The following is a 14,042-nucleotide window of genomic DNA, read 5'->3' as shown; positions in this document are numbered from 1 at the left end:
TATTTTCAACTTTTTTCGAAAGTTAAAATATATATTGGTAAAAATATAGAATGAAAGAACCCTGAATCCGCAAAAAAATGTTTACGAAATCAGGGTCGGACTAGTAAATAGAGTATTTTTTAGTTAGACACCTTCCCTCATCCTCTATATCTAACAGCCAATCCCTTCAAAAAATTACGTGCATATTTATCTCCACATTCTTTGAAATGCTTATGTCCCTGTTTTCTTAATAAGGCCCCTAATTCACTTTTGGAAATAATCACGCCTACCCCTTTTAATATTTCAATAATATCCTCACTTGTTAATGTTAGTGCTATTTTTAACTTCTTTAAAACGATGTTATTAACGGGTTCATTAGACAGTGGCGGTCTTTCGGGTTGCCCTGGTTTTGGCTCTTGTTTCCCTCTTTTAAAAATGATTAAGCCGTTTAAAAATAATTCCAAATTCTTATTATTTACATTTATACTCTCATCATCTTCAACATCATAATCGTAACCATCTTTAGGTTTTGTGAGCATTTTTTGCACTTCTTCTAATGTTACTTCCATACCACCAAGTTTAAAAATCTCTACCATATCTTTATCTTTAATATCTAATGCATATCTTAGTCTAATTAATATATCATTATTAGTCATCTATAAACCTCCTACATTTGAAAAGAACGAGCATCACCTCTTGCAGTGTACTTGTATCCTGTTAAAAATTTTTTACATTTTCCGCTCCAACCAGCAAACATTCTCAATATGAGTCGTTTGAGGAAACATATCAACTGGCTGCACTTCTTTTGTCTCATATCCACCATCTTCTAAAATCCGCAAATCTCTTGCTAACGTAGATGGATTACATGAAACATAAACTATTCGTTCTGGCTTCATCTCAAGCATTGCTTCTAGTAATGCTTCATCACAGCCTTTTCTTGGTGGGTCCACCACAACAACATCAGGCTGAAGCCCTTGTGCTCGCCACCATGGCATTACTTTTTCTGCTTGTCCTACAAAAAATTCTGCATTGTCAATATGATTTAGCTTTGCATTTTCTTTGGCATCACTTACTGCTTCTGGTACGATTTCGACACCATATACTTTTTTCGCCTTCTTTGCTAAAAATAACGAGATTGTTCCAATACCACAATAGGCATCAATCACGGTTTCATTTCCTGATAGGTTTGCATATTCTAAAGCTTGGTCATATAATTTTTTCGTTTGTGGCGGATTTACTTGATAGAATGATTTAGCAGAGATGGCAAACTTAATATCTCCAATCTGGTCATAAATATATTCTTCTCCCCATAATACTTTCGTTTTCTTACCAAGAATCACGTTGGTACGATCAGGATTAATATTTTGGACGATCGATTTAACATGAGGATTTGTTTCCGTTATTTCCTTGATTAATGTGTCTAACCCATTTACTTTTTCTTTATTTGTTACTAATACGACCATTGTCTGCTTTGTTTCTTGGCCAGATCTCACCATAATATGTCGCAAAATACCGCGATTATTTTTCTCATCATAAGCTGGAATCCCTAATCGATTAGCAATTTCACGAACCGCCTCTACCATGCGGTCATTTACTTCATCCGTGATGATACAGCGAGCCATATCATCAATGATTTCATGACTTCTTTTTCGATAAAATCCTGTAATTAATTCACCATTTTTCGATCCTACTGGTATTTGAACTTTGTTACGGTATCGCCAAGGGTCCTCCATACCAATCGTTGGATGAACCGGGATATCTTCAATATGTCCGATCTTTTTCAAAGCACTTTGTACTTGATTTCGTTTCATGTCGAGTTGCATCTCATAACTCATATGCTGCAACTGACAACCACCACATTGATAATACACATTACACGGTGGTTTGACACGATCTTCACTTTCCTCAGTCACTTCGATTAATCGACCAAATCCGAAATTCTTTTTGACCTTAATTACTTTCACTTCAGCTTTTTCACCAGGTAATCCATAAGGTACAAAAAGTGGGTAGCCGTCTATCTTACCGACTCCAGCGCCTTCGTGAGTTATATCTTCAAAGGTTAATTCGATTGTTTGATTTTTTGTTACAGGTGGGGTTGTTTTTGTCATAATATCAACGTCCTTTTTCTCAGGTAAAATGTCTTCATCGTCAGTCGACATTCTCTCTTATCATATGTTGTCCAAATTTTATCATAGCTAATGACAAATAGAAAATTTCCGTGTCTAATTTAATCATTTCCTGGGAAATATTTTATCGAAAAATAAAAGGTACACTCTCCGACAGAATGCACCATTTTTAATTATTCAATTTTTGCTTGTTTTTCGATAAATCCCTCGGAAACAAAGAATTCGATATGCTGATACAGGTTTTCAAATTCACCAGGTAACAGACCGCCGTACTCTCCATCTAAATTTAGCTGCATTTTTTCCTCAGTATGGACTTTAATCCGGTTCGCTCTCGTGTAAAAGATATTTTTGTCGTCTAGGTGGGCCCCTTTAGTAGCCAGGCTCGCAATGCGAACAAATTCGGCTAGATTCGTCTTGCGAAGTATGACTAAATCAAAATAACCGTCATCCATTTTAGCTTCTGGAGCAATTTTCTCAAACCCGCCTACCGAGTTGGTATTCGAGACAAGAAAAAGCATGATCTCATCGTCAAACCATTTTCCATCATACTCAATTTGTACTTTTGTTGGTTTTAAAGATGGAAGCATCTCAATCCCTTTCAAATAATAAGCGAGCTGGCCGAGCATCGTTTTTAATTTACTTGGGACTTCATAGGTTAATTCTGTTAACTTGCCGCCGCCTGCAATATTCATGAAGTAATGATCATTTACTTTACCGATATCAAGCTTGCGAATATGGTGCTCGAGGATCACACTAACAGCTTTCTGGATCTCACGAGGAATCCCCAGTGCTCTGGCGAAATCATTGGTTGTCCCAACTGGAATAATCGCTAGCTGTGGCCGATATTCCTGCTCTGCCATACCATGAATGACTTCATTAATGGTACCATCCCCACCTGCAGCAATTATCAAATCAAATTTACGATCTACTGCAATTTTCGCAGCGTTTGTCGCATCACCTTCACATTTAGTCGCGTGGGCTGATGTTTCATATCCAGCTTCTTCAAAGCGCCTCAATACCTCTGGCAGCTCCTTTTTAAAAGCCTCACGACCAGACGTTGGATTATAGATAATGCGTGCACGTTTCATACTCATTCTCCTCTAAGTGTTACATCCTACCTTAATCATAATGATTTTGGATAAAAATGCAAATCTTTACTCAAAATGATAACATGAATTTTTTATGGCCACTTTTAACCATTTTATGGTCACTTTTCGTACTTTTATGGCCACTTTTTCGCATTTTATGGTCACTTTCGACGATTATATGGTCACTTATAAATATATCAATTAAATAGAAGGCTGTGCGATGGAACACAGCCTTCCTCATTCATATTATCTTTTTTCGATTTCTTCTTTGATGATCTTGTTAACCATCGGTGGGTTGGCTTGTCCTTTTGTTGCTTTCATGGTTTGACCAACAAGGAAACCAAGGGCTTTGTCTTTACCATTTTTGAAATCGATGATCGATTGTTCATTTTCGTCAAGGATTCCTGTGATGATCTCACGAAGTTGACCTTCATCAGAGATTTGTACAAGGCCTTTATCTTTGACGATTTTTTCTGGGTCTCCACCATTTTCTACAAGCTCTGCGAAGACTTTTTTCGCCATTTTAGAGGAAATCGTACCATCCTCAATAAGCTGAATCATTTTCGCAAGGGCTGCTGGTGTCATCTTTAAGTCTTGGATTTCGACTTGTTGTTTGTTCATATAGGCGGAAACTTCACCCATGAGCCAGTTAGATGCTTGTTTTACATCTGCACCTGCTTCAATCGCTTCTTCAAAGAAGTCAGACATTTCTTTTGTGCTTGTTAAAACACCTGCGTCATAAGCGGGCAGGTCTAACTCTTTCACATAACGCTCACGGCGAGCATCTGGTAATTCTGGGATTTCAGCACGGATGCGTTCTTTCCACTCATCATCAATATATAGTGGAACAAGATCTGGTTCTGGGAAATAACGATAGTCATCAGAACCTTCTTTGACACGCATTAATATAGTTTCCTTCTTTTGCTCATCGTAACGACGAGTTTCCTGAAGGATTTCGCCTCCGTTTAGTAATACTTCACGTTGACGCTTTTCTTCAAATTCCAACCCTTTTTGTACAAAAGAGAAAGAGTTTAAGTTTTTCAATTCTGTCTTTGTACCGAATTCTTCTTGCCCTACTGGACGGATCGAGATGTTGGCGTCACAACGTAGAGAACCTTCTTCCATTTTACAGTCTGATACACCTGTATATTGAATAATGTTTTTTAGTTTTTCCAAGTAAGCATATGCTTCTTCTGGAGTACGGATATCTGGTTCGGATACAATCTCTACTAGCGGTGTACCTTGACGGTTATAATCCACTAACGAATAACCGTCATCACCATGCGTTAGCTTTCCTGCATCTTCTTCTAAGTGAAGACGAGTGATGCCGATTTTTTTCTTTTCTCCGTTAACTTCAATTTCAATCCAACCATTTTCCCCGATCGGTTGATCAAATTGGGAAATTTGGTAAGCTTTCGGGTTGTCTGGATAGAAGTAGTTTTTTCGGTCGAACTTTGTATTTGTTGCGATGTCACAATTGATTGCCATCGCTGCTTTCATCGCGTAGTTTACAGCTTCTTCATTTAAAACTGGTAATACACCTGGGTATCCTAAGTCAATTGGGTTTACATTCGCATTCGGCTCTGAACCAAAGGCATTCGGACTTGGACTAAAGATTTTGGACGCCGTTTTTAGCTCGACGTGTACCTCTAAACCAATAACTGTTTCAAAATTTGTCATTACCTGTCACCTCCTAAATCAGGACGTTTCTTGTGATGATCTGTTGCCTGCTCATATGCATAAGCCGTGCGATAGATCGTTGACTCATCAAAGTGTCTACCAATAATTTGTAATCCGATTGGTAAGCCTTCACTTGAGAATCCACAAGGAATCGACATTCCTGGTAGTCCAGCAAGATTTACAGGTGTTGTTAAAACATCATCTGTATACATCGTTAATGGATCATCGATTTTTTCTCCGATTTTATATGCTGGTGTTGGAGTTGTAGGTCCAATTACCACATCATACTCGTCAAAGATTTTTTCGAAGTCATTTTTAATCAATGTACGTACCTTTTGTGCTTTTTTGTAGTAAGCATCGTAATAACCGGAGCTTAACGCAAAAGTACCAAGCATAATACGACGTTTCACTTCGTCACCAAAGCCTTCTGCACGAGATTCTTTGAACATATCAATCATGTCAACATTTTTCTCTGTACGTTTACCGTAGCGAACCCCATCGAAACGTGCTAGGTTGGCACTTGCTTCTGATGCAGCTAGTAAGTAATAGGCAGCAACCGCATATTTAGAGTGTGGTAACGATACTTCTTCCCATGATGCACCTAATTCTTCATATTGCTTTAATGCCGTAAGGACCGCTTCTTTTACTTCTGGGTCTACCCCTTCTTGTAAGTACTCCTTCGGTACCGCAATACGTAAGCCTTTCACATCTTCTTTAAATGCATCACTATAGTTTGGAACATCTACATTAGCAGAAGTGGAATCCATGTTGTCATGACCAACAATTGCTTGTAATAAGTGAGCATTGTCTTCTACCGTTCTGGTAATTGGTCCAATTTGATCAAGTGATGATGCGAACGCTACAAGACCAAAACGGGAGACGAGACCATATGTAGGTTTCATACCAACCACACCACAGAATGCTGCTGGTTGACGAATGGAACCACCTGTATCAGACCCTAGTGAGAAAAATACTTCTCCTGCTGCTACAGCTGCCGCAGAACCACCACTAGAACCACCAGGAACATAATCTGTATTCCAAGGGTTACGAGTATTTTCATAGCTGGAGTTCTCTGTTGAAGAACCCATCGCAAACTCGTCCATGTTTAATTTCCCGATGTTAACTGTATTTTCTCTATTTAATTTCTGGATAACCGTTGCATCATACAATGGGTCATTCAAGTTATCGAGGATTTGACTCGCACAAGTGGTTCGTAATCCTTTTGTTACGATATTATCTTTGATTCCGATTGGCATCCCGTATAGAATCGATGCATCGGAGCCTAATTTTTCATCTAACTCTTTTGCTTGTTTCTTTGCTTCTTCTTCATTCAATGTCAAAAATGCTTTGACTTGATCATCTACTTCATTAATTCGATTATATGAAGCTTCGACAAGATCACTAACAGTAATTTCTTTGTTATGTAGCTTTTCTTGTAATTCTTTTAACGTGTAATCAAAAAGTGACAAAAGAAACCCTCCTTATTCAAGAATTGATGGCACACGGAATTGACCATCTTTTTGATCTGGTGCATTCTTTAATGCATCTTCTTTCTTAATCCATTCTTTCGGTTCATCTTTACGCATTACATTTTTTAAATCTAAAACGTGAGTAGTTGGCTCGACGTTATCGGTATCTAACTCATTTAATAGCTCTGCATAGTTGATGATATCTCCTAGTTGTTGGGTAAATGTTTCTACTTCTTCCTCTGTTAATGCTAGACGTGCTAAATTGGCAACGTGTTTTACTTGTTCTTTTGAGATTTCTGTCATATTGCTTCACCTCCATATATAGTTAAAAGTCATTCATTTATTAGTAAGATCCATAACGTTTACCACAGTGCTAAACGTCTGTAAGCCCCCACTTTATGCTTCCCGTAACACATGGAAGCTAAGTGGGGGTTATCGGACGCTAACACCCTGATAAGTTTCGCTAATAATCACTGGGAGAAATTCCCCACTGATCATATTCTCACTTTATTCTACCATTAATCCTATCTTTGCAAAACTTTTTTGAATAGAATTAACGGTAGATATGGACAAATCCTTCCTCTTCTCCTGCCTTTCTTACAATTAAGGCTTCTTGCTTCTCGCCTGATGTGATATTTATCTCTAATTGATAGTCGTTAGGAAAGCCTGACAAAATAAGTCCATATACGTATTGGGTAAAACCAATTAATTCGGCCTTTCCATAAAATTGTACGGGAATTTCTACTGTTAATTTCCGTAACTCACCATTTTGGAAAAAGCCTTTTCCAATTACACTCACATAATTCGGAAAATAAGAAGCGATATCTGATTCAAAGTCCACTAAAGTGGCCCTTACTTCTGGGTAAGTACTTCTTCCGTAATCAGATGGAAACAAAACATTCTCTTCATTTAATTCTTGCCAGCCATCAATAGATGAACTGTCACCAGCAACATTTGTTTTAGCTACAAAGTTACCAGGGACAAGAGAATTTTGCGACTCTTCACGAAAGATCGTTAACATGATCGGAACATTTCCTAACCCTTCCATCTGACGAATTCGTTGTACTACTTCATCCGCTATTTCTTCTGCTTCTTTCATCATATCAGCTTCTGAAATTTCTTCTTCATAATAGGGAGAGTATGTACCGTCATCAAATTGTGTTCGAAAACGATAAACAGATTTCATCGCAATTCCGATCGAAATTCCTGCTAACTCAACAGAATCATCTTCTGTCTTTCTTAAATAGTTTTGTTCTAAAATATGTGACAGGTATTTAGGATTGTCTTTTTCTTCTTCTATTAACTCCTCATCGTCTTTAGATTCGTCTGCTTCTGGGTTCAATCCCTGTGGGTTATCCTCTTCATCATAGCGATCTAACCACTGATATAATATGTCATCAGTCAAATATTGACCTTCTTGAAAGTAATAAGTATCCGGATCATATACTTCCATAGAGTGACGACGTAATCCTTCTTCGAGTTCATCGATATCAAGTCGATTTGCCACTTGATTCGTAATCACACCTCTTGCCTGACTTAAATTAGAGTCAATCAATACCCGATAATTATCTTCCAAATTATATTTTGGAACAATCGCTGTCTCTTCTAACGATTCATCGTCGATACTTTCATCAATTACGGTTTCTTCCTGTTCTCCAAAATCAGGGGCGCAACCGGCTAAAACTAATACAACGATGAAGAGGCTAGCTAGTATTTGCTTCATTATGCTTCCTCCTCTAACACTTCTTGGAGCTTTGCCTCATCCCAAACTTCAACCTCTAATTTTTTCGCTTTATCCAATTTAGATCCAGCATCTTCTCCAGCAATCAGCAGATCTGTCTTTTTACTTACGCTGCCTGTAACATTACCGCCAAGTGCTTCAATTTGCTGCTTCGCTTCCTGTCTAGTATAGATTGCTAATTTACCTGTTAAGACAACAGTCTTACCTGAAAAAGGACTGTCCGCTGCCGCTTCACTTACTTTTGGTCCTTGGTAGGTGAGGTTTAAGCCTAAATCTTTCAACTCGGAAATAAGCTGTTTTACTTGATCATCTTCAAAATAATGAACAATCGAATCCGCCATTTTATCTCCGATTTCATCAATCGCAATTAAATCTTCAAAGCTTGCTTGCTGGAGACGGTCCATTGTTTCAAAATGTTCTGCTAATGTTTTGGCTGCTTTGGAACCGACAAAGCGTATACCTAGACCAAAGAGCAACCGTTCCAATGAGTTTTGCTTCGAATTTTCGATCGCAGTTAACAAGTTCTCTACAGATTTTTCACCCATACGCTCTAGCTTCAGTAATTCCTCACGCTCTAACCGGTAAAGATCAGCAATGGTGTGAATATATTCAGCGTGGAAAAGTTGCTCTATAACTTTTTCTCCAAGTCCGTCGATATTCATCGCAAGCCTTGAAACAAAGTGAATCAAACCTTCTTTTAGTTGCGCGGGACAATTTGGATTAATGCACCTTAGTGCGACTTCTTCCTCTAAACGAACGAGTTCATCCCCACATGATGGGCATGCTTCCGGCATCGCAAAAGGCTCCTGATCCTCTGTTCGCATATCCTCGACTACTCGGACAACTTCAGGAATAATGTCGCCAGCTTTTTTAATGACGACTGTATCCCCGATACGGATATCTTTCTCCTTGATTAAATCTTCATTATGCAATGATGCTCGTTGAACGGTAGTACCTGCCACTTTAACCGGCTCTAATATAGCTGTAGGTGTAACTACGCCAGTTCTGCCAACACTTAGTTCGATATCGGTAAGCTTTGTCACCGCTTCTTCTGCTGGGAATTTATAAGCAATTGCCCAACGCGGACTTTTCGCTGTAAAGCCAAGCTGTTCTTGTGCTTCGAGATTATCTACCTTTATCACGATACCATCGATATCATAGGAAAGGGCCGCTCTTTTTTCTATCCATTCTTCGACATATTGAATTACTTCTTCAATACCATGACATTTTCGCCATTCTGGATTTGTTTTAAAACCTAATTCTTGAAGATAAGTGAGACGTTCACTATGTGTTTCTAAAGAACCGGATTCCCATTCACCAACTGCATATAAGAAAATATCCAAATGACGTTTGGCCGCAATTTTCGGATCTAACTGACGTAATGAACCTGCCGCGGCATTTCGTGGATTGGCAAAAGGCTCTTCTCCATTTTTTTCACGTGCTTCATTTAAAGAGACAAATGCTTTCTGTGGCATATACGCTTCCCCACGCACTTCAATCGGGGAATGATCCTTAATGCTAAGCGGAATACTTCTGATTGTTTTTAAGTTACTGGTAATATCCTCACCAGTTGTCCCATCGCCACGGGTCGCCCCTTGGACGAAAAGGCCATCCTGATAACGTAGGGAAATCGCTAGTCCATCTATTTTCAATTCACAAACATATGTCACATCGTCAGTCGCTAATCCTTCACGAACACGTCGGTCAAAATCTTTTAGTTCTTCTTCATTAAAAGCATTACCTAAACTTAACATCGGAACACGATGAGTTACTTTTTCGAATTGTTCTAAAGGTTCTCCTCCAACACGTTGGGAAGGTGAGTCGGGTGTAATCAAATCAGGGAATTCTGCTTCTATTGCTTTCAATTCCTTCATTTTCGCATCATATTCCGCATCTGAAACACTCGGATTATCTAACACATGGTATTGGTAGTTATATTCGGTTAATTCTTCTCTTAACGCTTCTAATTTCTGGCGTGCTTCTTGTTCTGTCACTGGACAAACACCTCCTTTTTTACACTTTCGTAATCGGGGCAAATTTGGCGAGTAGCCGTTTAATACCAGTTGGTGCTGGGAAAGCAATGTCTAATTCCATCGCATCACCAGAACCTTCCACTTTGACAACTGTTCCTTGTCCCCATTTTTTATGGTTCGCTTTGTCACCAACATTCCAAGCCTCTTTCTCCCCACCTGTTGTTTGGTTGACATTACGTATGGGTTGACGTTTCGGTTTTTCTGGCTCTTTTTCAAAAGGTAGATCTTGATCTTGAATCGCTATTTTATCCAAGGAGCCAAACCTCGATTGCTGCATTTCTTCTTTACCTTCTAATAAATCAGCCGGAATTTCATCAATAAAACGGCTTATTGGGTTCATATTCGTTCGACCAAATAATGTCCGCATCTTCGCATGGGATACGTGAAGGAGCTCTTCAGCTCTAGTAATTCCTACATAAGCGAGGCGACGCTCCTCCTGCATCTGCTCTTCGTCCATCATTGACCGACTGTGTGGAAAAACACTCTCTTCCATACCAATCAGGAAGACAACAGGAAATTCTAACCCCTTCGCTGCATGTAAGGTCATCATCGTGACACTGTCATCTGCTGTCGGATCATCATCCATCCGGTCAATATCTGAGATCAATGCTAAGTCTGTCAGGAAATTGACTAATGTTTTGTCCTCATTGGTTTCCTCAAAATGTTTCGTAACGGTTTTGAATTCTTCAATGTTTTCTAAACGTGTCTGTGCTTCAATACTGCGTTCATTATGGAGCATTTCTTCGTAGCCTGTTTTTTCAATGACTTGTTCAACCATATCAGTTGCGGATAGAAATTCCTGCTGTTGTTCCCAGTTTTTGATCATTTGGCCAAACTCCATTAACGATTTTGCAGCTTTAGCACTGACACCGACAAAGTCTACTTCCTGCACGGCTGTGTATAAGGAAATGTCATTTGCCGTAGCATAAGCTTGGAGCTTGTCCATACTTGTTTTTCCTACACCTCGTTTTGGCACATTAACAACACGGACAAAGCTGATGTCATCATCTGGGTTGACGATCAAACGTAAGTAGGCGAGCAAATCTTTAATCTCCTTACGATCATAGAACTTCGTGCCTCCGACCATTTGATAGGGGATATTGGCTTTCATAAAGGTTTCCTCTATCGCACGGGATTGGGCATTCGTACGGTATAGAATCGCAATATCTTTATGCTTATATTTGTTATCCTTGATTAATTCTTCAATCCGCTCGGCAACAAATAATCCTTCTTCTCGTTCTGTTGATGCTTGAAAATAACGAATTTTGTTTCCGTCTTGATTCTCTGTCCAGAGATTTTTCGGTTTTCTGCCCATATTATTTTCAATAACTTGGTTGGCAGCCTGAAGAATCGATTTTGTTGAACGATAATTTTGTTCGAGCATGACAACACGGGCGGTTGGATAATCCTTTTCAAAGGAAAGAATATTAGAAATATCAGCACCACGCCATGCATAGATTGATTGATCGGAATCCCCAACTACACAGAGATTTTGAAAACGAGCTGCCAGCTGTTTGACTAGTGAATATTGAGCATGGTTAGTATCTTGGTACTCATCAACATGAATATATTGAAAACGACGCTGATAGTACTCCAATACTTCCGGCACCCGTTTAAAAAGGTGAATCGTCTGCATAATTAAATCATCGAAATCTAGTGCTTGATTTTTCCGTAATCGCCGCTGATATTCGGTAAAAACTTCGGAAACTTGGCGATCAAAAAAGTTGTTTACTGATTCCGCAAATTTTTCAGGTGTTATTAATTCGTTCTTCGCACTGCTGATCATACCTAGTATTGCTCTTGGTTCGAATTTTTTCGCATCAATATTTTTATCCTTTACGATATTTTTGATTACCGTTAGCTGATCACTGCTATCGAGTATCGAAAAATTACGACTATATCCAATTCTATCAATATCTCTTCTCAGGATACGTACACACATCGAGTGGAAGGTTGATACCCACATATCCGCTCCATATGGTCCAACAAGTCCTGAAATCCTGTCTTTCATTTCACGTGCAGCTTTATTGGTAAACGTAATCGCTAAGATGTTTCTTGGTGAGACTTCCTTTTCATCTAATAAATAAGCAATACGGTGGGTTAGTACACGTGTTTTCCCACTTCCGGCACCAGCCATGATCAACAAAGGGCCTTCTGTATGCTGTACAGCCTCACGCTGTTCTTTATTTAATCCTTTTAACAAGTCGTGCATCATCCGACTCATTGTAACACCGTCCTTTTACTTTGTTACTTTAACCGTTTTTAATGCTTCTTTCGGATTATCATATAGTGCATTACCGACCACAATGATATCCGCATATTCGCTCATTACAGCAGCTTGTTCTTTTGTTTCAATCCCACCGCCATATATTAATTTCGTGTGCCCGAGTTCTTGACTGATCGATTGAACTAATGACGGATCACCATATGTACCACTATACTCTAAATAGAAAAAAGGCAAGCGGAATAAGTGTTCTGCCATTCTTGCATAGGCTATTGCTTCATCTTGTGTAGGCAGTTTACAGCCTGCATGCTGAAACACTTTGGATTCTTCATTCATAATACAGTAGCCTTCAGCGAACATCTCGTCCCAATTAATGATATCGCCATATTCTACTACTGCTTGATGTTGGACATCCATCATCCATTTTTTATCTTGACTGTTTAACACCAGTGGTACGAAGTAATAATCATAACCTGGTGTTACCGATTCAATATTCGATATTTCTAAGATAACAGGCACTGTATGACGGCGAATTCTGCTTAATAATTGTAAGACGCCATCCAAGGTTACATCGTCTGTACCTCCGACCATGATCGCATCTGTTCCTGATTCACATATTTTATCTATCATTTCTTCAGAGATCTCTTTAGCTGGATCTAGCTTGAAGATATGTTTCCATTCGTCGATATTATACACCTTATAATCCTCCATTAATGACGATTCTATATCCATTATTTCATTATAGCAAAAATATACACCTTTTTAGAATGATATCATAATGAAATATTTATTTTGTGTTTTATATTTTTTACACAGATAGTTTGTAGACTATTATTTGATTATCTATATTTCGCATCTTCTATTTATCCTACAAATGCGAGGTTCATTGCAGCCCCTTTTCGTCGATATATGGATTTATCTTACAAACAGGCAGGGTATCTCTTCCTATTTTCGTCGATATATAAGTTTATCTTACAAATGAGTGGGGTAGTTCTGCCTTTTATCGTCGATTTATGATTATGATTTATCCTATAAACGAGCGGGCTATCACTGCTTCTTTTATTTTCGGACGTAATAGGCACCTTTGTTATATCCTTTTTGTTCAAAATACTTATTCAAGATATAACGAATTTGTCGTTCAGTTATTGGTATATTACACCAGTCGCCTATTTTGGCTGTCGTAATTCTTTCTTCTGGAAAAAGCAGCATAAATTCTTTGATATTACGTAAAACAGCAGCTTGTAATGATTCTTGCTCACCGCAATTGTCACAGATCAAGCTTTGGCCTTCTCTAGTTTTTAGATTTTTTTTACATAAGCTACAAGGAATTCCTTTTGTTAATTCATTATAATGATATTCGGGAAGTTGTTCATAAGGTGATTTTTCAAGCCTGATCGCCTCTAGTTTTTCTGCTAGTTGATGGCAGAAGGGACTTAAAGTGGAAGGTTGATGAAATTGGCGGAAATATCGCTTTAACTGGGTCGGCAATAGGATCTTTGAAGTTCGTGGGGCTTGATAAATGGTACATTCTGGGTTGATAAAAACTACTGCTGCCTGAATCGGCGTTTGATAACCTAATTCATTTAACAACTGCCGTAGTATTGACTCACTTCGTTTTAATTGTGTTAATGGATCATCAATTTCTATATTTGGCTCTAAAAATAAGGTTCTTTGTCAAATGTGGTGGTGTAGTTTTATCTAC

11 protein-coding genes are annotated in these 14,042 nt (G+C 38.6%); all 11 read right to left on the bottom strand.

The features are described 5' to 3' along the window. Window positions 1–137: 137 nt before the first annotated feature. On the bottom strand, window positions 138–635 hold the full coding sequence (locus GH715_RS11580; RefSeq protein ID WP_153835455.1) for a YehS family protein: 498 nt from the start codon (window positions 633–635) through the stop codon (window positions 138–140). A 72-nt stretch (window positions 636–707) separates the two neighbouring features. Then, window positions 708–2,087, bottom strand: a complete 1,380-nt coding sequence (gene rlmD, locus GH715_RS11575; RefSeq protein ID WP_153835456.1) for a 23S rRNA (uracil(1939)-C(5))-methyltransferase RlmD — start codon at window positions 2,085–2,087, stop codon at window positions 708–710. Window positions 2,088–2,278: 191 nt separating this feature from the next. Continuing rightward, on the bottom strand, window positions 2,279–3,193 hold the full coding sequence (locus tag GH715_RS11570) for a diacylglycerol kinase (protein WP_153835457.1): 915 nt from the start codon (window positions 3,191–3,193) through the stop codon (window positions 2,279–2,281). 246 nt (window positions 3,194–3,439) lie between these two features. After that, window positions 3,440–4,873 (bottom strand): Asp-tRNA(Asn)/Glu-tRNA(Gln) amidotransferase subunit GatB, encoded by a 1,434-nt coding sequence (gene gatB / locus GH715_RS11565; RefSeq protein WP_153835458.1) that lies wholly within the window; start codon window positions 4,871–4,873, stop codon window positions 3,440–3,442. Then, window positions 4,873–6,342 (bottom strand): Asp-tRNA(Asn)/Glu-tRNA(Gln) amidotransferase subunit GatA, encoded by a 1,470-nt coding sequence (gatA, locus tag GH715_RS11560; protein ID WP_153835459.1) that lies wholly within the window; start codon window positions 6,340–6,342, stop codon window positions 4,873–4,875. The genes gatB and gatA overlap by 1 nt, the downstream gene beginning before the upstream one ends. 12 nt (window positions 6,343–6,354) lie before the next feature. Next, entirely contained in the window at window positions 6,355–6,645 is a 291-nt protein-coding gene (gene gatC / locus GH715_RS11555) for an Asp-tRNA(Asn)/Glu-tRNA(Gln) amidotransferase subunit GatC (RefSeq protein WP_018932386.1), read from the bottom strand. Window positions 6,646–6,895: 250 nt separating this feature from the next. Beyond that, complete coding sequence (locus GH715_RS11550) at window positions 6,896–8,065, bottom strand: CamS family sex pheromone protein (RefSeq protein ID WP_153835460.1); 1,170 nt, start codon at window positions 8,063–8,065, stop codon at window positions 6,896–6,898. Beyond that, window positions 8,065–10,077, bottom strand: a complete 2,013-nt coding sequence (gene ligA, locus GH715_RS11545) for an NAD-dependent DNA ligase LigA (RefSeq protein ID WP_163578620.1) — start codon at window positions 10,075–10,077, stop codon at window positions 8,065–8,067. The genes GH715_RS11550 and ligA overlap by 1 nt, the downstream gene beginning before the upstream one ends. 19 nt (window positions 10,078–10,096) lie before the next feature. After that, entirely contained in the window at window positions 10,097–12,340 is a 2,244-nt protein-coding gene (gene pcrA / locus GH715_RS11540; protein ID WP_153835461.1) for a DNA helicase PcrA, read from the bottom strand. A 15-nt stretch (window positions 12,341–12,355) separates the two neighbouring features. Then, window positions 12,356–13,036 carry a heptaprenylglyceryl phosphate synthase gene (pcrB, locus tag GH715_RS11535; RefSeq protein WP_163578623.1) on the bottom strand — a complete coding sequence of 227 codons (681 nt, stop codon included), beginning with the start codon at window positions 13,034–13,036 and terminating at the stop codon, window positions 12,356–12,358. Between the two features lie 363 nt (window positions 13,037–13,399). Continuing rightward, entirely contained in the window at window positions 13,400–13,930 is a 531-nt protein-coding gene (locus GH715_RS11530) for a hypothetical protein (RefSeq protein WP_153835463.1), read from the bottom strand. Window positions 13,931–14,042: the final 112 nt, after the last annotated feature.

Source organism: Gracilibacillus thailandensis (assembly GCF_010994055.1).
Taxonomy (GTDB): Bacteria; Bacillota; Bacilli; order Bacillales; family Amphibacillaceae; genus Gracilibacillus; species Gracilibacillus lacisalsi.
Note: the sequence above shows the minus strand (reverse complement) of the source record. Positions and strands in the feature narration are given on the sequence as shown.